Source organism: Halomonas sp. AOP5-B2-8, assembly GCF_052376475.1.
GTDB classification, from domain to species: Bacteria; Pseudomonadota; Gammaproteobacteria; order Pseudomonadales; family Halomonadaceae; genus Vreelandella; species Vreelandella casei.
The window spans coordinates 297,993-320,959 of record NZ_JBQSVS010000001.1 but is presented as its reverse complement, the minus strand read 5'-3'; the positions used below and the strand labels follow the sequence as shown (position 1 = coordinate 320,959).

21 protein-coding genes are annotated in these 22,967 nt (G+C 54.1%); 15 read left to right on the top strand and 6 right to left on the bottom strand.

What is annotated here, in order from left to right:
• The first annotated feature begins 24 nt into the window (after nucleotides 1-24).
• The 11 genes from ACT3RP_RS01400 (at nucleotide 25) to ACT3RP_RS01350 (ending at nucleotide 14,829) form a co-directional block, all read left to right on the top strand.
• Nucleotides 25-915 (top strand): carbohydrate ABC transporter permease, encoded by an 891-nt coding sequence (locus tag ACT3RP_RS01400; protein ID WP_096281494.1) that lies wholly within the window; start codon nucleotides 25-27, stop codon nucleotides 913-915.
• Nucleotides 916-944: 29 nt separating this feature from the next.
• Nucleotides 945-1,811 carry a carbohydrate ABC transporter permease gene (locus ACT3RP_RS01395; RefSeq protein ID WP_407647818.1) on the top strand — a complete coding sequence of 289 codons (867 nt, stop codon included), beginning with the start codon at nucleotides 945-947 and terminating at the stop codon, nucleotides 1,809-1,811.
• A 12-nt stretch (nucleotides 1,812-1,823) separates the two neighbouring features.
• A complete protein-coding gene (locus ACT3RP_RS01390) occupies nucleotides 1,824-2,972 on the top strand; it encodes an ABC transporter ATP-binding protein (RefSeq protein WP_444624645.1) in 1,149 nt (382 codons plus the stop codon).
• Nucleotides 2,969-3,640 (top strand): HAD family hydrolase, encoded by a 672-nt coding sequence (locus ACT3RP_RS01385; protein WP_096281490.1) that lies wholly within the window; start codon nucleotides 2,969-2,971, stop codon nucleotides 3,638-3,640. Before ACT3RP_RS01390 ends, ACT3RP_RS01385 begins: the two co-directional genes overlap by 4 nt.
• Nucleotides 3,641-3,661: 21 nt before the next feature.
• Nucleotides 3,662-5,149: a mannitol dehydrogenase family protein gene (locus ACT3RP_RS01380; protein WP_441684575.1), complete on the top strand. Its 1,488-nt coding sequence runs from the start codon at nucleotides 3,662-3,664 to the stop codon at nucleotides 5,147-5,149.
• Nucleotides 5,149-6,636 (top strand): xylulokinase, encoded by a 1,488-nt coding sequence (xylB, locus tag ACT3RP_RS01375; RefSeq protein WP_483393080.1) that lies wholly within the window; start codon nucleotides 5,149-5,151, stop codon nucleotides 6,634-6,636. Before ACT3RP_RS01380 ends, xylB begins: the two co-directional genes overlap by 1 nt.
• A gap of 20 nt (nucleotides 6,637-6,656) precedes the next feature.
• Nucleotides 6,657-7,610, top strand: a complete 954-nt coding sequence (tal, locus tag ACT3RP_RS01370) for a transaldolase (RefSeq protein WP_483393079.1) — start codon at nucleotides 6,657-6,659, stop codon at nucleotides 7,608-7,610.
• Nucleotides 7,611-7,957: 347 nt separating this feature from the next.
• A complete protein-coding gene (locus ACT3RP_RS01365; RefSeq protein ID WP_096281482.1) occupies nucleotides 7,958-9,445 on the top strand; it encodes a TolC family outer membrane protein in 1,488 nt (495 codons plus the stop codon).
• 77 nt (nucleotides 9,446-9,522) lie between these two features.
• Nucleotides 9,523-10,791 carry an efflux RND transporter periplasmic adaptor subunit gene (locus tag ACT3RP_RS01360; RefSeq protein WP_096281480.1) on the top strand — a complete coding sequence of 423 codons (1,269 nt, stop codon included), beginning with the start codon at nucleotides 9,523-9,525 and terminating at the stop codon, nucleotides 10,789-10,791.
• Nucleotides 10,791-13,979: an efflux RND transporter permease subunit gene (locus ACT3RP_RS01355; protein WP_096281477.1), complete on the top strand. Its 3,189-nt coding sequence runs from the start codon at nucleotides 10,791-10,793 to the stop codon at nucleotides 13,977-13,979. The genes ACT3RP_RS01360 and ACT3RP_RS01355 overlap by 1 nt, the downstream gene beginning before the upstream one ends.
• Nucleotides 13,980-14,142: 163 nt before the next feature.
• Nucleotides 14,143-14,829 carry a hypothetical protein gene (locus ACT3RP_RS01350; RefSeq protein ID WP_444624650.1) on the top strand — a complete coding sequence of 229 codons (687 nt, stop codon included), beginning with the start codon at nucleotides 14,143-14,145 and terminating at the stop codon, nucleotides 14,827-14,829.
• 46 nt (nucleotides 14,830-14,875) lie between these two features.
• On the opposite strand, the gene ACT3RP_RS01345 is transcribed toward ACT3RP_RS01350, so the two are convergent.
• Together ACT3RP_RS01345 and ACT3RP_RS01340 are read right to left on the bottom strand one after the other, a co-directional pair.
• Nucleotides 14,876-15,070, bottom strand: a complete 195-nt coding sequence (locus ACT3RP_RS01345; RefSeq protein WP_483393078.1) for a hypothetical protein — start codon at nucleotides 15,068-15,070, stop codon at nucleotides 14,876-14,878.
• 19 nt (nucleotides 15,071-15,089) lie between these two features.
• Entirely contained in the window at nucleotides 15,090-15,701 is a 612-nt protein-coding gene (locus tag ACT3RP_RS01340; RefSeq protein ID WP_096281473.1) for a TetR family transcriptional regulator, read from the bottom strand.
• Between the two features lie 212 nt (nucleotides 15,702-15,913).
• On the opposite strand from ACT3RP_RS01340, the gene ACT3RP_RS01335 reads away from it, so the two are divergent.
• Both ACT3RP_RS01335 and ACT3RP_RS01330 read left to right on the top strand, forming a co-directional pair.
• Nucleotides 15,914-16,948, top strand: coding sequence for a succinylglutamate desuccinylase/aspartoacylase family protein (locus ACT3RP_RS01335; RefSeq protein ID WP_096281471.1), 1,035 nt, complete (start codon nucleotides 15,914-15,916; stop codon nucleotides 16,946-16,948).
• 201 nt (nucleotides 16,949-17,149) lie between these two features.
• Nucleotides 17,150-18,610, top strand: a complete 1,461-nt coding sequence (locus ACT3RP_RS01330; RefSeq protein ID WP_483393077.1) for a catalase — start codon at nucleotides 17,150-17,152, stop codon at nucleotides 18,608-18,610.
• A gap of 38 nt (nucleotides 18,611-18,648) precedes the next feature.
• On the opposite strand, the gene dusA is transcribed toward ACT3RP_RS01330, so the two are convergent.
• Nucleotides 18,649-19,686 (bottom strand): tRNA dihydrouridine(20/20a) synthase DusA, encoded by a 1,038-nt coding sequence (dusA, locus tag ACT3RP_RS01325; RefSeq protein WP_441684562.1) that lies wholly within the window; start codon nucleotides 19,684-19,686, stop codon nucleotides 18,649-18,651.
• Between the two features lie 327 nt (nucleotides 19,687-20,013).
• Complete coding sequence (locus ACT3RP_RS01320) at nucleotides 20,014-20,451, bottom strand: DUF2501 domain-containing protein (RefSeq protein WP_096281465.1); 438 nt, start codon at nucleotides 20,449-20,451, stop codon at nucleotides 20,014-20,016.
• A 106-nt stretch (nucleotides 20,452-20,557) separates the two neighbouring features.
• Here ACT3RP_RS01320 and ACT3RP_RS01315 point away from each other — a divergent pair, with 106 nt between their 5' ends.
• Nucleotides 20,558-20,686 carry a hypothetical protein gene (locus ACT3RP_RS01315; protein WP_483393076.1) on the top strand — a complete coding sequence of 43 codons (129 nt, stop codon included), beginning with the start codon at nucleotides 20,558-20,560 and terminating at the stop codon, nucleotides 20,684-20,686.
• Between the two features lie 100 nt (nucleotides 20,687-20,786).
• Here the strand turns inward: ACT3RP_RS01315 and ACT3RP_RS01310 are convergent, their stop codons facing one another.
• Nucleotides 20,787-21,593: a sulfite exporter TauE/SafE family protein gene (locus tag ACT3RP_RS01310; protein ID WP_096281463.1), complete on the bottom strand. Its 807-nt coding sequence runs from the start codon at nucleotides 21,591-21,593 to the stop codon at nucleotides 20,787-20,789.
• Nucleotides 21,594-21,740: 147 nt separating this feature from the next.
• On the opposite strand from ACT3RP_RS01310, the gene ACT3RP_RS01305 reads away from it, so the two are divergent.
• Nucleotides 21,741-22,325, top strand: coding sequence for a hypothetical protein (locus ACT3RP_RS01305; protein ID WP_483393075.1), 585 nt, complete (start codon nucleotides 21,741-21,743; stop codon nucleotides 22,323-22,325).
• A 5-nt stretch (nucleotides 22,326-22,330) separates the two neighbouring features.
• Here the strand turns inward: ACT3RP_RS01305 and ACT3RP_RS01300 are convergent, their stop codons facing one another.
• The gene (locus ACT3RP_RS01300) at nucleotides 22,331-22,855 is read right to left on the bottom strand and encodes a helix-turn-helix domain-containing protein (RefSeq protein ID WP_096281458.1); all 525 of its coding nucleotides are present in this window, start codon (nucleotides 22,853-22,855) and stop codon (nucleotides 22,331-22,333) included.
• Between the last annotated feature and the right edge of the window lie 112 nt (nucleotides 22,856-22,967).

Here is a 22,967-nt window from a genome sequence, read left to right as displayed (position 1 = left end):
GTCTGTTGTCTCGCAGGTATTTCCATGAATAAAAAACGTGCTTCTGGCCGTACGGTCGGCGGGTTAAGAACGCTTTCCCTTCAGGCGCCCGCTGTAACGCTGCTGCTGCTGTGGATGATTGTGCCATTAGGCATGACGCTCTGGTTCTCCTTTCAGCATTACAACCTGCTAATGCCCAGCATGACGGGCTTTGCCGGGGTAGAAAACTATGAGTATTTGTTAACTGACCCTGCGCTGTGGCGCTCGATGATCAATACCCTACTGCTAGTGGGGTGGGTGCTGACGATTACCGTAGTGGGCGGCACGCTTCTGGCTGTGCTGTTTCAGCAGGAGTTCGCGGGTCGTGGTATTGCTCGCGTATTGGCTATTTCACCTTTCTTCATCATGCCCACTGTCAGTGCGCTGGTGTGGAAAAACATGATGATGCACCCGTCTAACGGGGTGCTGGCATGGCTCTTTGAATCCGTTGGACTGCCGGCGGTCGACTGGTTTTCGGCATTACCGCTAACGTCCATCGTGATTATTGTCGCGTGGCAGTGGCTGCCCTTTGCGCTGTTGATTTTGCTCACCGCCATGCAGTCACTGGATGAGGATCAAGTTGAAGCTGCGCGCATGGATGGCGCGGGGCCGCTGGCTATCTTCTTCTTTATTACGCTACCGCACTTAAGGCGCGCGATCAGCGTGGTGATCATGATTGAAATGATCTTCCTGCTGACTATTTTTGCGGAAATTTTTGTGACGACCTCGGGCGGGCCTGGCTTAGCGACCACCAACTTGGCCTACCTGATTTATATCCGTGCGCTACTGGATTTTGACGTGGGCACTGCGTCCGCCGGTGGGGTGATTGCCATCATCCTTGCCAATATCGTGGCGATCTTCCTGGTCCGTATGGTGGCCAAAAACTTGGAAGACTAGACCGGCACTTGTGTCTTGGGAGCATTGCAATGACAACATTACGTTCCAAAACGGCTGCGCCACACTCGATGACGGGGTGGCGGTCAGCACAGGCAAAGCGGGCTTTTATAACCGTGCTGGGCTGGTCAATTGCCCTGGTGATCTTTTTTCCGATCTTCTGGATGATACTGACTGGATTCAAAACAGAAACAGCGGCGATTGCCGACCCGACGCTGATTTTTTCCCCGACGCTTGAAAGCTATCAGGCCGTACACGAGCGCTCTGGGTATGCACGCTTTGCGCTTAACAGCGTAGCGGTAGCCTTTGGCTCTACCTTCTTGGCACTGCTGATTGCGATACCGTGTGCCTACGCCATGGCTTTTTTGCCGACGAAGCGCACCAAAGGCACCTTGCTGTGGATGCTCTCCACTAAAATGCTGCCATCAGTGGGCGTGCTAGTGCCCATTTATCTGATCTTTCGCGATGTCGGCCTGCTCGATACGCGCACTGGGCTGATCATCATTTATACGCTGATGAACCTGCCGATTGTGGTGTGGATGCTCTACACCTTCTTTAAAGATATGCCCAAAGACATTCTAGAAGCAGGGCGGATGGACGGCGCTTCTACGCTGCAGGAAGTGTTCTTTTTGCTATTGCCGCTGACCCTTCCAGGCATTGCCTCAACCGGGCTGCTATCGGTGATTTTAAGCTGGAATGAGGCATTTTGGAGCCTCAATCTTACCACTTCAAAAGCGGCCCCCTTAACGGCGTATATTGCCTCGTTCTCAAGTCCTGAGGGTCTGTTCTGGGCCAAACTGTCAGCGGCATCCACTATGGCGATCGCTCCCATTTTAATACTGGGCTGGATGACTCAAAAACAAATGGTACGTGGCCTGACCTTTGGTGCCGTCAAGTAAAGGAGCTTCCTCATGGCAACACTACAACTGCGCAATATTACCAAGCACTTCGGCGACACCCAGGTAATCAAAGGTATCGACCTTGAGGTGAATGATCGCGAATTCGTGGTCTTCGTGGGCCCCTCCGGCTGCGGTAAGTCGACCCTGATGCGCATGATCGCCGGGCTGGAAAGTGCCAGCGATGGCGATATTTTAATCGATGGCCAGCGTATCAATGACGTTGGGCCAGCGGATCGCGGCCTTGCGATGGTTTTCCAAAGCTATGCGCTTTATCCGCATATGACGGTGGAAGGCAATATGGGCTTCAGCATGAAGCTTGCGGGCGTGTCTAAAGAGGAGCGGCGTGCCAAGGTGCTGGAAGCGGCCAAAATCCTGCAGCTCGAACCACTGTTGGATCGCAAGCCGAAGGCACTTTCGGGCGGTCAGCGCCAGCGGGTGGCGATTGGCCGCGCCATTGTGCGCAACCCCAGTATCTTCCTGTTCGATGAGCCGCTTTCTAACTTAGACGCCGCGCTGCGTGTGCAGATGCGAATTGAGCTAGCACGGCTGCACGATGAGCTAGATGCGACCATGATCTACGTCACCCATGACCAGATCGAAGCCATGACCATGGCAGATAAAATCGTTGTACTTCACGACGGCGTGGTGGAGCAGGTGGGTTCGCCTATGGCGCTCTATCACCATCCACGCAACCGCTTTGTGGCGGGGTTTATCGGCTCCCCCAAAATGAATTTTCTACCGGTAACGCTGACCGGCGTAACGCCTGAAGGAGTGGGTATTCGATTACCCGGTGGCGGTGAGCGCAGCGTACCGGCTGACGGCCAGCACTTGGTCGCCAACGCTACGCTTGAGCTAGGCGTTCGCCCGGAACATCTGGTACTTGATGAGCAAGGGCCGCTGAGTGGCGAGATTAAAGTGCTGGAGCGCCTGGGCGGCCAAACCTCGCTCTACGTTCAAATGGATGATGAGCTGGTCACGATTATGGCCGATGGTGACGTCGCCTATAGAGTGCACGACACGGTGCATTTTGGTTTTGCCCCTGAGCGTGCTCACTTGTTCGATGCGGATGGTCTAGCGTTATCCAGCTTGCAGCAGCACCCTCTGGCCGCGCTGACCCGCCATGATAACCGCGCCCCATCGCCTGCAGAGGACCCTGCATGAAGACGCTCATCTTTGACTGCGACGGAGTGCTGGTCGACAGTGAGGCGCTTGCTGAAGATACCCTCGTTGAGTACCTGTCGCGCTGGTTGCCTGATCTTAACGTCACCCAGGTGCTCAGTCAGGCACTCGGCATGACCACCGCCAATATTTTACGTCACCTTGAACAGCTAAGTACCCATACCTTGCCGCTCGATGCCACCGAACAAATGGATACGGCCATTGAGGCGCGTTTGGCAAGCGAGCTTCGAGCGATTGAGGGTGTAGATGAAGCCGTCCGGCGTATACCGCTTGCCAAGGCCATTGTCTCCAACAGCCGTCGTAGCCGCGTGCTGGCCTCGCTTGCCGGCACGCAGTTGGCGGATGCCTTTGGCGCAGTACCGATTTTTACCGCTGAACAGGTCGCTAAACCCAAGCCTGACCCAGCGCTTTATCGGCTCGCAGCGCATCAGCTGGGTCAATTGCCTAAAGACTGTTTAGTGGTAGAAGACAGCGTTTCCGGCGTGACCGCTGCCCACGCTGCCGGCATGTGTGTGATTGGCTTCGTTGGCGCCAGCCATGTGGATGCTGAACAGTCAGCACGACTGACTAACGCCGGTGCGTGGCGCATTTTAGACCATATGCGTGGCTTGGAAGCCTTGGTTAACGAGTGGCAGACCAACGCCAAGTGAGCCTTGACTGGAGAAATACCGATGACCCAACTTAACAACCTCAATCTAGCCAAGCTCAGTGCCGATGTTGCCACACCTGGCTATGACCGCCGTTCACTGACGCCCGGTATTGTGCATATTGGGGTAGGTGGCTTTCATCGCGCTCATCAGGCGATGTACCTAGATGCACTGATGAACCAGGGAGAGGCGCTGGACTGGGGGATTGTTGGCGTTGGCGTGATGGCTGGCGACAAACGCATGCAGCAGGCGCTGGCGGCGCAGGATTATCTGTATACGCTGGTGATCAAGCATCCTGATGGCCAATATGAGCCGCGTGTGATCGGCAGCATGGTGAATTACCTGTTTGCATTGGAAGACGGTGACGCAGTGGTTGAGCAGATGGCGGACCCGGCTATTCGTATCGTGTCGCTAACGGTTACCGAAGGGGGCTATAACTTTCATCCGGTGAGCGGCGAATTCGATGTTGAGAATCCGCAAATACGCGCTGATCTTGCCAATCCTACTCAGCCGTCCAGCAGCTTTGGCCTGGTCGTCGAGGCGCTTGCTCGCCGGCGTGCGCGGGGTGTGGCTCCCTTTACCGTGATGTCCTGCGATAATATTCAGGGCAATGGTGATGTGGCCAAACGCATGTTTGCTGCCTATGCTCAGGCGCGTGATCCTGAATTAGGCGCTTGGCTAACGACTGAGGTGGCGTTTCCCAATGCCATGGTAGATCGCATCACTCCGGTCACGTCGCCTGTCGATATTGACGAGCTGGCTCAACGCTTCGCGGTTGAGGATGCTTGGCCGGTGGTTTGCGAACCCTTTACCCAGTGGGTATTGGAGGACGATTTCCCCCTGGGGCGCCCCGCATTTGAGAAGGTGGGTGTTCAGCTAGTGGACGATGTTGAACCCTATGAGCTGATGAAGCTGCGCTTGCTTAACGCAAGCCATCAGGCACTGACCTACTTTGGCTATTTGGCGGGCTATCGCTATGCCCATGAAGTGTGTCAGGACCCGCTGTTCGTCAATTTTTTAATGGGTTATATGTGCGAAGAAGGCACCCCGACGTTATCGCCAGTGCCGGGCGTTGACCTTGAAGCCTATCGATTAACGCTGATTGAGCGTTTCGCCAACCCGCAAATTAAAGATACGCTGGCAAGGCTGTGCGCCGAAAGCTCTGATCGTATTCCCAAATGGCTCGTGCCGGTAATTCGCCAACAGTTGGCTCAGGGCGGTGATATAGCACGCAGTGCCGCTGTTGTTGCCAGCTGGGCGCGCTATGCTGAGGGTGTGGATGAGCAGGGCCAAGCTATTGAAATTGTTGATCGCTTAAAGGCGCCCTTGATGGCCATTGCCGCGCAGAACCGCACGCGACCCACGGCCTTTATTGAGAACCGTGAGCTGTTTGGCGATCTAAGCGACAGCCCTCGATTTGTTGACGCTTATCTAGCGGCGCTAACAGCGCTGCACGAACGCGGCGCACGCGCTACTCTAGAGGGGCTGGCCGTGTCCAAAGGAACGTTGTGATGTATATCGGGGTAGATTGCGGTACCCAAAGCACCAAGGTGGTCGTGGTAGACGTTGAGCGGGGAGGGATTCTGGCTGAGGCGAGCTGCCCCCATTGCCTTGATGAAGGCGAAAATGGCCGACGCGAGCAGGCACCCGCTGAGTGGTTAGCAGCCCTTAAAGGCGCTTTCTTTGCCGCGCTGGAGCGTGCAGGAGTTCCCGCGAGTGACGTGCGGGGGATTGGTGTATCCGGCCAGCAGCATGGGATGGTGGCACTGGATGCCGACGGTGCGCCGGTTTACCCGGCCAAGCTGTGGTGCGATACCGAAACCAATGCGCAGAACATTGACCTAGTGGCGCGCTTGGGGGGCGAAGTAGGCTGTTTGGATAAGCTGGGACTGGTGCTGCAAACTGGCTACACAGCGTCTAAACTCGCTTGGCTGCGTGAGCAGCACCCCAATGCCTATCGGCGAATTGACAGCCTGCTACTGCCTCACGATTACCTGAATTACTGGTTAACCGGTGAGCGCGTTACGGAGGCAGGCGATGCGTCAGGCACTGGCTATTTCGATACTCGCAACCGTTGCTGGCAGTTGGATGTGTTTGCTGAAATCGCCCCCGAACTCGACCCGGCGAAGGTATTGCCCCGCGTGCTAGAAGCCCATGAGCCAGCCGGGTTTGTGCGCCCAGCGGTTGCCCGAGAGCTTGGGCTGAGCGATCAGGTCGTCGTCTCTTCTGGCGGTGGCGACAACATGCTGGGCGCCATTGGTACCGGCAATATAACCCCAGGGCTGATTACGCTCAGCCTAGGTACGTCCGGCACCGTCTGCGCCTATTCGGCGACGCCTGTCGAATGTGACAGCGCCATGGTTGCTAACTTCTGTTCGAGTACCGGCGGCTGGCTGCCGCTTATTTGCACCATGAACGTTACTTCAGCCACCACGCGAGTGCGCGAACTGTTCGGTTTAGATCTGGCGGCATTTAGTGAGAAAGTAACCAGCGCGCCAATGGGCGCTGAAGGCGTTACCGTATTGCCGTTTTTTAATGGCGAGCGGGTGCCGATGCTGCCTGATGCGTCGGCGGACTTTCTCGGTCTAACTAGTTTAAATACCACCCAGGCTAATTTATGCCGGGGCGTGGTAGAAGGGGCCACGTTCGGGCTACGCTATGGGCTAGAGTTACTGGGTGATATCACCGCTGGCGCGAGCCAGATCAGGCTAATCGGTGGCGGTGCCAATAGCCCTGTATGGCGGCAGATGGTGGCCGATATCACCGGGACCCAGGTGATTTGCCCCGAGATAACCGATGCGGCAGCGCTAGGCGCTGCGCTCCAGGTGGCTTGGTGCGATCAGCGTGCAAACGGCGTAACGCTAGAGACGCTGTGTGAACGCTTAGTGCATTTGGATGCGCAGTCGCTGGCTGACCCACATCCAGAGAGGGTGGCCGCTTACCAACCCATTTATGCCCGCTATTGCGCGGCACTTGAACAACGCCATGGCGGCGCCTAACAGCCTATTAAGGAGATTGTATGACGAGTCAGTTGCAACAGTTGAAGCAACATTCGCTGGTAGTCGCCGATACCGGTGATCTTGACGCTATCCGCCGCTATCAACCCCAGGATGCCACCACCAACCCGTCATTACTGCTTAAAGCCTTTAGCCTGGCAGGTTATCAAGGATTGATTGATGAAGAGCTGGGCAGCGTAAAAGCCTCAGGTAGCAGTCGTGAAGAGCAGGTTAGCCATGCCGTTGATCGGCTTGCAGTCGCCATGGGCAGTGAAATTTCAGCCGTGGTGCCGGGGCGTGTTTCTACCGAAGTTGCCGCGCGTCTTTCTTTCGATACCCAGGCCAGCATTGCCAAAGCCCATGAGCTGATCGAGCTTTATAGCGCCCGCGGTGTCGCCCGCGATCGTGTGCTGATTAAACTGGCATCTACCTGGGAAGGCATTCGTGCCGCCGAGGTGCTTGAGCGCGAAGGTATCCAGTGCAACCTAACGCTACTGTTTAGCGATGCTCAGGCCCAGGCGTGCTTCGATGCGGGCGTATTCCTGATCTCTCCTTTTGTGGGCCGTGTCACCGACTGGTACAAAAAAGAGACGGGCAATGATTACGCCCCTGCAAACGACCCAGGCGTTCAGTTTGTGCAGGGCGTGTGTGAGCGAGCCAATCAGGGTGGCTACAACACCGTGGTAATGGGCGCGAGCTTTCGTACTACGGGCCAGGTGTTAGCGCTGGCAGGCTGTCCGCGGTTAACCATTTCGCCCGCCTTGCTTGAAGAGCTGGAAGCCACTGAGGGCAGCGTCAGTGCGCAGATCAATGCTAGCGAAAGCAGTGGCAAGTCCGCGACAGCGTTAAGCGAATCAGCTTTCCGCTGGGGGCATAATCAGGATGCCATGGCGAACGACAAACTGGCTGAGGGGATTCGTCGCTTCCACGAAGATCAGCTTGAGTTAGAAGCGTTAATCGATAAACGGCTTGGTTAACCGGATAGCTTAGTCGCGTTTAGGAAAGCAGTATTAGCACAACGCCGCCCCAGCCAATTGGCTGGGGCGGCGTTGTTTTGTAAGCGGGGTATCGATTCGCGTGAGTTTCGCCAGCAAAAAAACCTATTTATCGTTAACCTATAATGCTTTGGACTAAGGTAAGCTTGACAATAGTGTGTACACACAAATTTCGATAGTTCAAGGCTAGCATACATACATGAATGTAACTATAATACTCATCTTTCTGAATGGCCCAGTACGTTGAGTGACTTAGTTTGTTGATGACCTAGTACGTTGATGACTTAGTACGCTCGCCATCCCGACGCTAATACTTAGAGGCAATACCCATGCGACTGGCACACTGGGCAGTCAATGCCCCTTTACGACCCTTGCTGTTAGCGGTATTCACCGCTTCTTTTGTGCTGCCTGTTCAGGCGGCTGATCTCATCACGATTACCCGTGATGCGTTAGATAATAACGCAGCACTTTCCTCTGCGCGCTCTGAGTATCTGGGCGTTGAAGCAGGCCGAGACGTTGCACGGGGTGCACTGTTACCTCAAGTTAATGCGACGGGTAATGTGGCGCATAACCAACAGTACGAAAGTCACGGAAGGTCTGGAATAGGTTCGGGCGCTGGTGATGTTGGATCGGGGGGGGCACAGCTTGGTAACGTCGGTGCGAGTGATGACCGTTACAACACGGTGTCGCTTCAGCTTGAAGCCACTCAGGCGCTATTTGATGAAGTGACTCGCCAACAGTTTACTCAGGCCGAACGACAAATTGATCAGCAGGTTTATCTGCTGGCAGCCACTGAACAACAGCTGTTGATTGATGTGGCTAGTGCCTATTTCGAAATTCTGCGCGCTTACGAAGTATTAGAGGCGCGTTTTGCTCAAGAGCGGGCGATTGGGCGTCAGTTGGAGCAAGCCGGTGAGCAGTTCGAAGTGGGCTTGATTGCGATTACCGAAGTAGAAGAGGCGCGCGCTACATTCGATCAGTCACGTGCGGATCGCATTGCCGCAGAAAGCAGTCTGCAGGTGGCTTTTGAAGCGTTAGAGCAGCTTACCGGCCAGCGCTATGCCAGTATCGACGCGCTGGGAGACAGTATGCCGATTGCGCTTCCTGAGCCCAGCAGTCGCGACTATTGGGTAGAGCAAGCCATTGAGCGCAACCCGCAAGTATTAGCGCAGCAGGCAGGCATTGAAATTTCACGCAGTGGTGTGGACATTGCCCGGGCTGGACGTTTGCCAACTGTTCAGGCGTTTGGTAACTATCAATTCGCTGATAACGATATTGACGGCACTACCGGCTACGATTCGTCTAGCCAGGTGGGGGTGAGTGCCAACCTACCTCTTTATACCGGCGGCAGCACGAGCGCCAGGATTCGCCAAGGGACCTACCAACTGGAGAGCAGCCAGTATGATTTCGAGTCCCAGCGTCGGATGTCTATCCAGCAAGTGCGCTCGCTCTATACCCAAGTCAGTAATGATGTAGAAACGGTTGAAGCGCGTCAGCAGGCCATTGTGTCGAACCAAAGCGCGCTAGAAGCAACCCGCGCGGGCTATGAGGTGGGCACTCGTAATATTGTGGATGTGCTGAATGCTGAGCAGAACTTGTACAACGCTATCGCTAATTATGCTGAATCTCGCTACAGCTATGTGGTGAATTTGCTCTCGCTGCGTCAGCAGTCGGGGCTATTGGATGTGGATGCCATTGAAGACCTCAATAATTGGCTAACGGGCGATGAAGTGAACTTTACCTTGCCCGAAAGCGGCGGTGATGACCGCTACCAGCGCGCACTCGACATTGGTGCACCGCCCCAGCCTGGCCGGTAATAACGCCAGGTCGAACGTGAATTAGGCGCGAACCTGCTATCAGTCGATCTTAAAAAGATACATGGGAATTGAAACGTATGAAGAAAATGATTCACTCAAACAGAGCGAGTCTGGTGACGCTGGTAGCCGCGCTGGCACTTGCTGCCTGTGGTCAAGAACAGGCTGAGGCCCCGGAGCAGAGTCAGCAAGAGGCGCCTGCGCATAAAGTGGCAGTGGCAGAGATGGCTCGTCAAGATATAGCGCTGAATAAATCGTATCCTTCGCTGTTACGCAGCGATAACGAAGTCACTCTCGTCGCGCGAGTGAATGGTTCTCTGGAAGAGCGTCATTTCGAACCCGGGCAAATGGTAGAAAAAGGCGACCGTCTTTATACCATTGAGCCGGATCTTTATCAGGCCACCGTCAATCAGCGCGAAGCCGATTTACAAAGTGCGCAGGCTCAACTGTCTCGCGCTCAGCGTGATGCCCAGCGTTTTGAGCAACTGCTGAGCCAAAACTCGGTGAGTCGTCAGCAGTATGACCAAGCGTTAGCCGACCAGCGCGTTGCCCAGGCAAGCGTGGCACAAGCAGAAGCGGTATTGACCAGCGCCAATCTAGACCTAGGCTATTCCCAGGTGACCGCGCCCGTCTCGGGCATGATCGGCTTGAGTCAGATCAACGTGGGCAATGTGGTGACGTCTGGCACGGAGCTTGCCACCATCACACCCCTGGACCCGCTAGAGGTGCGCTTTCAACTGCCCCAGCGCGATGCTTTTGAGCTGCGTCGGCAGTTGAGCCAGGGCGGTGATCCTTCTGATATCCGCGCCCGGTTAAGCATTCCCGGTGTGAGCGGTGGCACTGACTCTGAGCTTGAAGGGCACTTAGACTTTCTTGGTTCGCGAGTGGATAGCGGTACGAGCACGGTACAAGCATCCGCCACGTTCGAGAATCCTGAGGCTACCGTACTACCAGGTCAGTTTGTACGCGTTAGCATTGAGGGCTTAAAGCGCTTTGATGTTATGGCCGTGCCTGAAATTGCCGTTACTCAGGGCTTAATGGGCCCGCAGGTACTGGTGTTGGATGACGAGAACAAGGCTCGCGCACAAACGATCTCCTTAGGTGAAGTGGCAGGCCCGTGGCAGCTGATTCGCGAAGGGGTTGAGCCAGGTGATCGAGTGATTGTCGGTGATCCTGCCGGTTTATCACCGGGTATGGCGATTGACCCGCAGCCGTTCGATGGTGATGCGGCAGCCGTTGTTGAAGATGTTGAGCAGCAAGAAGCACAAGAGCAGGCTGAAGCAGCACAAGCAATGGAAGCGGGTGCTGCCGATGGACAGCCCGCTGAAGGAGAAGAGGGTGCGCAATAATGAACTTCTCTAACTTCTTCATCAGCCGCCCGATATTTGCCACGGTACTGGCAATTATCGTGACGCTGGTAGGCGTTATGTCCATGCGAGTGCTGCCTATTGAGCAGTACCCTAGCGTGGTGCCGCCTACCGTGTCGGTGCAGGCGCAGTTTCCTGGTGCCGACGCAGAAACCGTTGCCCAAACGGTCGCGGCACCGCTAGCAGAGGCTATAAACGGCGTTGAGGACATGCTGTACATGACCTCAAACAGCGCTGATAACGGCATTATGAGCCTGAGTATTGCGTTCAATATCGGCACCGATGGCGACATTAATACCATTAACGTCAATAACCGTGTGCAGGGTGCGCTGTCGCAATTACCCGAGGCCGTGCAGCAGCAAGGCGTTACCGTCGAGCTGCGTTCAGACTCTATTTTGATGTTTATTGCGTTGACCTCACCCAATGGGGACTATAACAACGTCTATATGCAGAACTACGCCACGCTCAATATTCTGGATGAACTGCGCCAAGTGCCGGGTGTGGGTAATGCGGAAGTGCTGGGTGGCGGTGAGTTTGCCATGCGTATTTGGATGGACCCAGACAAGCTGGCTCAGTACGACATGACGCCTAGTGAAGTGGCCAGCGCTATTAGGTCGCAAAATACAGAAATCCCAGCGGGTAGCTTGGCATCCACGCCCCAAGGCGAGCCGCGTGCTTATACGTATACGATTACCGCAGGCGGCCGACTGAATAATGTGGACGACTTCCGCAATATTTACTTGCGCACCAATAGCGATGGTTCGTCACTGCGCTTGGAAGACGTGGCACGTATCGAACTCGGGGCGTCTTTCTACGGTATTGACGCGCGCCTGAACGGCTCTACGATGACGCCGATTATCATCAACCAGCAGCCTGGAGCCAATGCATTAGCGACAGCTAATGGTGTGCGCACCACTATGGATGAGCTCGAGAGCCGTTTCCCACCAGGGCTTGAGTATGTCGCGCCTTATGACACTACGCTGTTTATTGATGCCTCGGTCGAGACGGTTCTACACACGTTTATTGAAGCCTTTCTGATCGTTATCGTCATTCTGTTTATATTCTTACAGAACTGGCGCTTTACCGTGATTGCGATGTCGGTGGTGCCGGTCGCCGTGGTAGGTACTTTTGCCGGTTTCTATCTACTTGGTTTCTCAATCAATCTACTGACGCTGTTCGCGCTGGTGCTATCGATAGGTATCGTGGTTGATGACGCCATCTTGGTGGTTGAAAACGTCGAACGTGTACTCAGTGAAGAAGAAGATATAAGCGTTCGCGATGCTACCATCCGAGCAATGAGAGAGGTCGGAGGGCCGGTCATTGCGACATCGCTGATTATGGCTGCCGTGTTTATCCCCGTTGCTTTCCTGGGCGGATTTACCGGGCAGATTTATCAGCAGTTTGCGATTACCGTGGCCATTTCCGTCGCGCTATCGGCAGTCATGGCGCTGACCTTTACGCCGGCGCTCTCCGCGATCTTTATCAAGCACAAAATCGCAGGGGCGGGTGAGTCTAAATTTAAACGTGCCTTGAATACGCCTTTGCGCCTGTTTGATCGCATGTTCGCCGGTATCACTGCCGCCTACATGTGGGTGGTGAAAGGTTTGGTGCGTCTATGGGTGTTGGCATTAGCGCTCACGGTGCTGGTCGGCGTTGGCTCTTACTGGCTTTACGCCAATACGCCTTCAACGCTGGTGCCAGAAACCGATCAGGGTATCGTGTTGGTGAGCGTGTCGCTGCCGGATGCCGCTTCGCTTGATCGTACCCAGCGTTACATGGAAAAGCTCAGTGCTGAAATTGAAGCGATTCCGGGCGTTGAGTATTCCTCAGCTATTGCGGGTTACGACATTCTGTCGAGCGCAGTGAATACGGCTCGAGGGATCATTTTCGTCAACATGAGCACTTGGTCTGAGCGTGATCTGACGGCCAGTGGCCTTGTCGGGCAAATCATGCAGCTGGGGGCGAGTATTGACGGTGGCTCTGCCATGGCGTTTAACGTGCCGCCGATTATGGGTCTCTCGACGACCGGCGGTTTTACCGGTTACCTGCAGTCGTTTGATGGTGCATCAACGCGGGAGTTGTATGATGCATCGCTGCAAATTATGCAGAAGGCCAATGAACATCCTGCTTTAAACCAAGTGTTTTCAACGTTCAACGTTAACGTGCCTTCGTACCGCGCGAACATTGATCAGCAGAAGGCCTTGAGTTACGGCGTGTCACTGGGGGATATTAACTCAGCACTAGGCAATACGTTTGGTAACGGTTTTGTGAACTACTTTAGCTATCAAAACCGTAATTTCCAGGTGTACCTGCAAAACGAAGATGACTTCCGTAAGACGCCAGATGACGTTAGCAGCGTGTATGTGCGCGGCGGTAACGGCGAGCGTATACCGCTTTCCGAATTCGTCGAACTTGAGCGCCAAACGGGGGCTGCCGTGGTATCTCGCTTCGGTGTTTATGCAGGCGCCCAGTTCCAGGGTAATCCTGCGCCCGGCTACAGTTCTGCTCAAGCGATTGAAGCGATGGATTCAATCGTACAAGAGACGCTAGGCACTAACTGGGGGATGGGCTGGACCGGTACTGCTTATCAGGAGGCCAATCTAGGTAATGCGGCTACTATGGCGATCGTGTTTGGTATGCTGATGGTGTTCTTGATACTCGCGGCCCAGTATGAAAGCTGGTCACTGCCGCTGGCGGTACTAACGGCGACGCCTTTTGCTTTCCTTGGCAGTATCGGGGGCATTGTACTGCGTGGCCTAGACACCAGCGTGTATGTGCAAATAGGTATGCTGGTGGTCATAGGGCTGGCGGCGAAGAACGCTATCTTGATCGTCGAGTTCGCTGAACTTCAGCGTAAAGAGCATGGTAAATCAATCCGTGAAGCGGCGATTATTGCGGCAGAACTGCGTTTCCGCCCGATCGTTATGACCTCGCTAGCGTTCATCTTTGGTACTCTGCCGCTGGCGCTAGCCACCGGCGCCAGCGATGTGAGCAGTCATCACATTGGTACCACAGTTGCGATGGGTATGCTTTCTGTCGCTACGCTGGGCAGCCTGTTTATTCCGAGCTTTTACGCCATGATTGCGACAGCGTCGGATTGGCTAGGCCGTAAGACGCGAGGGCATAAGCACGAACCCTCCAAGCCAGCGCTTGAGCACAATCAAGATTAATTAGCCCCCTGAACGATGGGTAAGCAATAAACGGGCGTCACTTTCGGGTGATGCCCGTTTTTTTATCTGACGAAAATAGCCTGAAAAGTGGTACTAAAAAGCTAATGTAGACTAAGCTTTAAATAATAATACATCGCCGGCTAAGTATCGGAGGAGCGCCACTATGGAACATGTACTGCACGCTGCCATGCAATTTCCGAGCATTGTGCTCGTTGTCTTACTCGGGTTACTGGCGTTCTACTGGCTATTAGTGCTGATTCGAGTAGCCCCGCTAGATTTATTTGAACGTGATAGCTTAAAAGAAGACCACCTCGCCAGCACGCTGGTCTCGCTAGGCTTTGCCGGTGTGCCTGCCATACTGGCATTGAGCGTTATTTTGGCTATTTCAGCGGCGCTCACGTTGACGATAGAGCTATTGGTGTTGCGCTGGCTGCCACTTGGCTTAATACGTATTCCGGTGGGCGTACTGGTGTTGTGGTTGTCAATGGTCGCTGCTTCCCCTATCGCCGCATCGATTTGCCACGCGCTACACCGTGGGTTGCACCGCTATCGTCCGTTTACTCGCCGGTGCTTGTTGGGAGAAACCGTGGTGGTGACTGAGCGCCAAGGCCGCGGTGAGTTGGCATTTGCAGTGATTGATAATGAGCCGAACAGCGCAGTAACGCTGCATAGCAAAGAGGGGACGTTGCCACTTCAAGGCGAGCGTCGTGTGCTGGTGAAGTACCTGCCCTCAGAGGGCGCTTATCGGAGCGTGTCAGAGCAAGACTACCTAGAAACACGCGTTCATTTGAACAAGCTGCGGCTCAACCGAAAAAAACGCCACTCGGTGCCGTACTCTACTTCGCATTGATAGCAAACAGCTGGGCGCATTGCCTACAAGCGTCGCTCAGCTATTGTCACCACTTCCGCCACTGCTGGGTTAGCCACTGAGTGATAGTAGGGCTGACCTTGGTCGCTTGAGTTTGCTCGTTGGGTACTACATCAGCCTTTGCAGCCCGTATTAAAAAGCGCTCAATGGGCATGACCTGTTCAGGTCGGTCTAGAATGGGGGCGTGCCCGCAGTTAGGTACGCTGAGTGTCACCAGCTGCATTAAGAGTGGCGTTAAATAATTAGCGCTGCATCATGCGGATGGAAGTATCGATCATTTCTCCACCGCGTTCCCGAATCGAATAAGCACCGGGGTTGCGTAGCCAGTCGTGGAAGAGACCACCTAGCATTGACTGCATCATCCGCGTGGCAACGGCCGGCGAGAGGTCTTCACGCAACAGCTGCTGCTGTTGCGCGATTTCAAACACTGACAGCATTTCATCGAAACACTCATTACCAATTTTATCCTGCATTTCGAGCGGGTTGATATCACTGAAGAACTCGCAGCGATGCAGCAAGATTGACAGTATGCGTTGATATGAGGGCTGTTCAATACGAGCCAAGCCGGCATGGCAGGCTAAGCGGATGGACTCAAGGGGCGATTTTCCCGCCTCGGTTTTCTCCACTTCTTCCATGAGCGACTGAAAGGGCATGCGGACTTGTTCGACAAGCGCCATGAACAAATCGCCCTTATTTTTAAAATGCCAATAAACAGCGCCTCGAGTAAGGCCTGCATGGCGAGCAATTTGTTCTAGTGATGTGCGTGCCACGCCTTTGGCAAAAAACACCTCTTCGGCAGCCTCTAACAGTGCTTCCCGAGTGGCAGCAGCTTCAGCTTTAGTTTTTCTTGCCATGGCGCGCAACCTTATGATCGAAACGTAGTGGTCACATTTTAACCTAAGCTGGCTGATATTTACATTCAAAACTGTATGGATAATTCAGCTATCGCATAGAGAGAAGGGTTAGGCTCGTTATTTTGCAGCGTCAGGCGTATAAAAAGGCAATGGAATGGATCCGTATTCACTGAGACAGCGTGAAGCATCATCGTTAAAACAGGACTTTAAGCATGCCGCGAGCACCTTTTCAACTGGGCGAGCACACCATTATGCCCGGCCAGCGTTTACAAATAGATGTGCCAGTCGCGCGTTTATATACCCATACGCCGCTTCATATCCCTGTGGAGGTCGTGCACGGGCGCAAGGATGGCCCTGTTTTGCTGGTTTGCGGTGGTATTCATGGCGACGAAATCAACGGCGTGGAAATTGTTCGCCGGGTACTGCGCGCCAAAGCGATTAATGGCATTCGTGGCACACTGATCGCAGTGCCGGTGGTCAATGTATTTGGTTTCTTACAGCAAACGCGCTATTTGCCTGATCGGCGTGATCTTAACCGCTGCTTTCCGGGCAGTGAGTCAGGCTCGTTAGGTGGTCGGATTGCCGCTTTATTTCGCGAACAAATTGTTGATCACGCCACGCATATTATTGATCTGCATACCGGGGCGATTCACCGTACGAACCTGCCGCAAATTCGTGCACAGCTGCGCCCAGGCAGTGAAACCGAGCGCATGGCAGATGCTTTTGGCGCTCCCGTGGTGCTTAACGCTGAGCTGCGCGAAGGTAGCCTACGCCACTACGCGCAGAGCCGTGGTATTCCAGTATTAACCTATGAAGCCGGTGAAGCGCTGCGCTTTGATGAGTGGGCGATTGCACCCGGTGCCCGCGGTGTACTGCGCGTTATGCGGCGTTTAGGCATGTTGGCCGGTGAGCAGCGCCGCCGCACGCCAGCGCCTGCTGAACTGGCCAACGGCTCAAGCTGGGCAAGGGCGCCTATCGACGGTATTTTGCGCCCCAAGGTGCGCCTAGGCGCGCGCGTTGCCAAAGGTGAGGTGCTGGGCAAAGTGGCCGACCCTTTTGGCAATGAAGAGGGCGAAGTACGCGCGGTGGCAGATGGAATTGTGATTGGGATGAGCCGCTTGCCGCTGGCTAACGAAGGTGAAGCGCTATTTCATATTGCCCGTTTCGATGAAATTGAGGAGGCTGAAACGGCCATCGAAAGCTTTAACTCAAGCTTGGTACCGCCCACGGATTCTTTTTCTTTTTAGCTGCCTATACATAAAAGCTATTGGTTTGATAGAGAAGTGATAGCCGCCATACATGGAAAGTTGGCGGCTGATTGGCTATACCTAAGGGTGGGCTTTGTTAGCGGCTACATTGATAACAATGAAAATTAATAGCCAAGCTTTCATCGTACTCGAACGAGTGGCGGTCAAACGCCACGTCTACCGTGACATGGAGGAAAAGCGATGACGAGCGATAAACCTAAGCACACCACAACGGATGCGGGCATACCGGTTAGCAGTGACGAACATTCGCTCTCAGTCGGGCAAGATGGCCCTATTGTGATGCACGACCACGCCCTGATGGAGCAAATGGCGGCGTTTAACCGTGAAATGATCCCTGACCGTCAGCCGCATGCCAAGGGCAGTGGTGCTTTTGGGCATTTTGAAGTCACCCACGATGTTAGCAAATACAGCAAAGCCAAGTTTCTGCAGAAAGGCACTAAAACCGATGTGCTGATCCGCTTTTCGACGGTAGCAGGTGAAAGCGGTAGCCCTGATACATGGCGTGATCCACGCGGTTTTTCGGTGAAGTTTTATACCGAGGAAGGCAATTTCGACATGGTGGGTAATAACACCCCAGTGTTTTTTGTGCGTGATCCCATGAAGTTTCAGCACTTCATTCACTCACAAAAACGTCGCGCCGATAACGGCCTGCGTGACCATGATATGCAGTGGGATTTTTGGACGTTGTCACCTGAATCGGCTCACCAGGTAGCTTGGTTAATGGGAGACCGTGGCGTGCCGGCGACATGGCGGCATATGAATGGCTATTCTAGCCATACCTATATGTGGGTTAATAATGAAAGTGAGCGGTTCTGGGTGAAGTATCACTTCAAAACCGACCAGGGCATCAAGTGCATGACCCAGGAACAAGCGGATAAAATGGCCGGCACCGACGCCGACTATCATCGCCGTGATCTATTTGAAGCCATTCAGCGTGGCGAGCACCCCACCTGGACACTGCAAATGCAGATCATGCCCTTTGAGGATGCCAAAACCTATCGCTATAACCCCTTTGATCTCACCAAGGTGTGGCCCCACGACGACTATCCATTGATGGAAGTGGGTAAGTTAACCCTTAACCAAAACCCCACCGACTTCCATACCCAAATCAATCAGGCCGCGTTCGAGCCTAACAACATGGTGCCGGGCACCGGCCTTTCACCCGACAAGATGTTGCTGGCGCGTTCTATCTCGTATGCCGATGCACATCGGGCGCGTTTGGGCGTTAACTACAAGCATATCCCCGTCAATATGCCCATAAGCCCAGTCAATAGCTATACCCAGGGTGGTGCCATGCGTATGCATCACGCGACAGACCCTGTCTATGCGCCGAACAGCAAAGGTGGCCCTAAAGCCGATGTTGAGCGTTTTCCAGAAGATGCCGTATGGGCCACCAGCGGTGAGTTGGTACGTGCAGCTTATACGCTGCGCAAAGACGATGATGACTGGGGTCAGCCCGGTACGTTAGTTCGCGATGTAATGGATGATGCCGCGCGTGATCGTTTAGTGTCCAACGTCGTTGGGCATCTTTCAGGCGGCGTCAGCGAGCCAGTGCTTGAGCGTGCGTTTGAGTATTGGCGCAATATCGACCAAGACGTAGGTGATCGCATCGCTAAAGGCGTGAAAGGCGGCCAGCCGTAATGCTGTAAATACTCGGCCCGCCGCCTGAACGTTGGTCGCTAAACAGGCATGGGGGCAGGCTGGGTGTCTTCGGTCTCTGGCTCACGCACTAAGCTTAATGCTTCATCAAATAGGCGCAATCCTGCGCCTTCTTTATGCGCGTGTTCTGACAAATGACGCCGAAACCGCCTTCCGCCTGGGCAACCTTGAAACAGGCCCAGCAGGTGGCGGGTAATATGATTCAGCTTGGCGCCTTCGTCTAAGCGCTGCTGAATATAAGGCCGGAAAGCGTTCGCGGCATCCAAGCGGCTCTCCGCCGGGCCTTTCTCACCAAACAGCTGCTCATCAACACCGGCCAGTAGCCATGGGTTTTGATACGCCTCGCGGCCCACCATAACGCTGTCCACAAGGGTGAGCTGCTCTTGGCATTCGGCGAGTGTTTTAATCCCGCCGTTAATACCGATATGCAGTTCAGGGCGGCTCTGCTTTAAACGATGAACTCGGGGGTAGTTAAGCGGCGGTACATCACGGTTCTGCTTAGGTGATAAACCTTGTAGCCACGCCTTACGGGCGTGAACGGTAAATACCTCGCAGCCAGCGTCAGCGACAATCGCAATAAACCGCTCAAGATCTGCGTCTTCATCCTGATCATCAATGCCAATACGGCACTTCACCGTGACAGGAATAGACACCGCCGCCTGCATTGCCCGCACGGCGTCCGCTACCTTTTCGGGGTAGCCCATCAAGCACGCGCCAATCATGTTGTTCTGCACGCGATCGCTTGGGCAACCCACGTTCAGGTTCACCTCATCATAACCCCACGCCTCAGCAATCGCCGTGCACTCCGCCAGCTCACCGGCATCGCTGCCGCCTAGCTGCAGCGCAAGCGGGTGCTCCACCTCGTTATAGCCTAAGAAGCGCTCACGGGGCGTCCCGTGCAAAATCGCACCAGTCGTGACCATCTCGGTATACAGCAGCGCACGCTTGGTTAGTGTGCGGGCAAATGCTCTGTAGTCGCGGGTCGTCCAATCCATCATGGGGGCCACAGAAAAAAGCCGGCCCCGATCTGCACTGTTTTCTTTAATTAAATTAGTCATTTAGTAATGCTTTGGCCGCACGGAATGCAGCATTATTGCCTCTTTAAGCCGTAATTAACGCATTGGGTGTGTCTACAGTGTACCAAGTAAGGATACTGGGCGAGGTCCCAAAAAAACTGGGTACATTTTGAGATCTTTTCAGCAATGGCGCTTTGTATACGCGCCATTGTACGTAAGAAAGGGTGCCCAGCACAGAGCAAGGGATACCGTTAATCTAGGGCGTTGAGGAGGGCTAATTGATCTTCAAAGGGTATTGGGCTTGCTGTTTTGCGGCAAGCCCGCTTTACGCATTATCTTGTAGAACAAAGTATTTGTCGTTGAGGTGGGTTATCCACCAGCAAACGACATTGCTTGGTCTGCTGCCATGCCGCAGGCGCGTTCGCCGACTTGGTCGCCTAAGGCGCTTAAGTTGAAGGATTCACCGTCGCCTTGAAGCATACCAGACAGGCCCTCTTGGTAGCTTTGGTTTTCTTCCGGCTCAGATTCAAGACCTAGACGTGACATAACCTGACTTTTGGCGATATCTGCATTACTACCTAAATACCCGTTTTCCTGACAATAGCTTAAAACGCCGGTGAGGTTCTCAAGATTAGCGAAATTGAACGAGCCACTTGAAAGTGAACTTAATAGGTTGCTGCTGCCTCCGCTGGAAGCCATATTGCTTGCGCGATCAGTTACGCTATTGATATCGAAAGCGTATGCTTGGCCCGCTAGAAGTATGCTTACTAATCCTGTGGTTGCGATAGATTTAATGCGCATAGCCATATAGTTCTCCGATCATATTGAAAATTCTAAGGTTGGTTATGTTTAATGGACATTTCGAATCGAGGAACAGTTCCACCACGCTAACCTACTGGTGACCCATGATGGTGTGATTCGACTGCTTTGTCGTGAAGTGCTGACCATGGAGAATGTTGATGTGGGCGGCTATGGTTATCTGGTACTGCGAATTGAGGCGGGCCAATATCCAACCCTGGAGAAGCATGACATCGCTTTTTAGACACGCTAATAACAAAAAAACGATGCCGGTAAGTTCTTTGTCTGCTTGAGTGAGCTAGTGGTTAGTGTAGGCATCTGTACTAAACGTCGCATTATGTGCATTAAGCCGTAAACACCGCATATACCATCTGCAGGGCCAGCCCCATCAGCAGGAAGGCGAATACTCGTTTGAGTAGCGCCACGGGCAGCTTGTGGGCGAGCTTTGCGCCGATAGGTGCCATGAGGATGCTGAAGGGCGCCATTAATAGAAAGGCGGGCAGATAAACAAAGCCTAGCGTTGCGTCGGGTAGGCCCGAAACGCCCCAGCCATTGATGATGTAGCCAAGAGCACCCGCCAGCGCGATGGGTAAGCCTACGGCTGCCGAGGTACCTATGGCGCGGGGAAGCGTGACGTTGCACCAGGTGAGGAAGGGGACCGTCAGCGAGCCGCCGCCGATGGCGACCAGCGCCGAAATGCCGCCGATACCTAACCCCACTCCGCTTACGCCAACGGGGCTAGGCAGGCTGCGGCTGGGTTTAGGCTTAACGTTTATCAGCATTTGAATCGACATCAATACCATAAAGCAGGCGAAAAAAATCGCCAGGCTGCGAGTAGGAATAAGTGCGGCAACAAAGGTTGCAAAAAAAGTACCCGCTAATATGCCTGGGGTAATAAAACGCACGATATCCCAGCGAACCGCCCCGTGCCGATGGTGGGAAAGTAAGCTTGCGGTGGAGGCTGGGATAATAGCCGCCATAGCGGTGCCTAGGGCTAAGTGGGCAAGGTGCTCATGAGGCACGCCTTGAAGCACGAATAACGAGGTGAGAATCGGCACCATAATGCCGCCGCCACCGATGCCTAATAAGCCAGCCATGAGGCCAACAAAACCGCCCAAAGCCACATATGCCACCCACCAAATGATATCCAAAGCTGCTGCTCCTGAAAGTGTCTTGTTAGCACGATAAGCACATTGTACCGGAAGTAGAGCGTGCCGCGGATTCAAAAAGGCGTATTCCGCTGTGGCGGCCGCTATGCAGTGGTAAGCTGCAGGCTAGGTAACGTTTTGGGAGTTCGTATGGGCAATATAATAAATCGCGCTGGCGTATTGATCGTGTCTGCTGCGCTACTGGCTGGCTGTGGAGAAACTGAGCCGCCGGCCAGTGACACGGTAGCGACTGCGCAGCCTGAGCAAGCACGCCCTGAGTCATCCGCGGTAGAAGAAGACGTTGCGCCGCTTATTGTCGAGCTATCTACACATGTATCGCTGCGCACCGATCGGCGCTTAATGGTCGAGGGTGAAAGCAATTTGCCTGACGGTACTCAGGTACGAATTATTGTCGAACGTGAGATCAGCCGAGTGCGCTGGCAAGCACGCACCCAGGTAGAAGGCGGGCTATTTTCAGCGGGGCCATTTGGTTCAGGTAGCGGATTACCCGATGGTGGTTACGACGTGCGTGTTGATGTTTCAGAGGGCAGTGTTCAACCCGTCGCGGTACAAGCAATCATTGGTCACAATGGCCAGCACCTGGCGGGAGAGCTTGTCAGTCAATCCCGCCATGGGCTGGGCCAAGTGGCCACCTACTCACGGCGCTTTTTGGTAGGGAGTGAACCAAGACGCACGCGTGACCAGGTGGAGGTGCTAGAGAGTCCGGGGAGGTAGACGCTTTAGGCAGGATGCCAGTGGGCTAACAGTACTGCGTGGATGGCAGTATCGCTTGGAGCCTTGGCGAAGTGCTCGATCACGAAACGATCGTCGCGCTGTACAACGTAATGACCCGCTTTGTGGAATACATGCGTTGGGCCAAGCAACAGTAAATCACCCGGGGTGGCCGGTGAAAAATCTGTATCAGGACCCGGCGTGGTCATAACGCACGGTGCTTTCCAATCAATCGTCATGGGCAGGTGATTGGGGACTCTTATTTTCGTTGCTTGTACCTGTTCCCAGGGGAGTGGGCCGGTATGCGTCAACGTTAAAAGCTCAGGAGCACTATCACCTTCTAAGAGCGTTGCCAGGGAACAGTCAAGGGCATCAGCAAGCGCAACTAAGCGTTCGTGACCGATCTGTTTGATCGCCCCGGATTCCCAATAAGAAATGGTGACATCTGACACGCCAACTTTGCGTGCCAGCGCTGCTTTGTTGAGCTTGGCTCGAAGCCGCAATTGCTTTATTCGTGAGCCTAGCGATTCCATTTCATCTTCCTGTTGAATGAGCTAACAAGCTCGTTGAGTTCCATCCACTAAGAATAGTGGCACTATAACCAAGCGTTATATCTTAACTCACTCTTGAGATGCTCACTCAAGA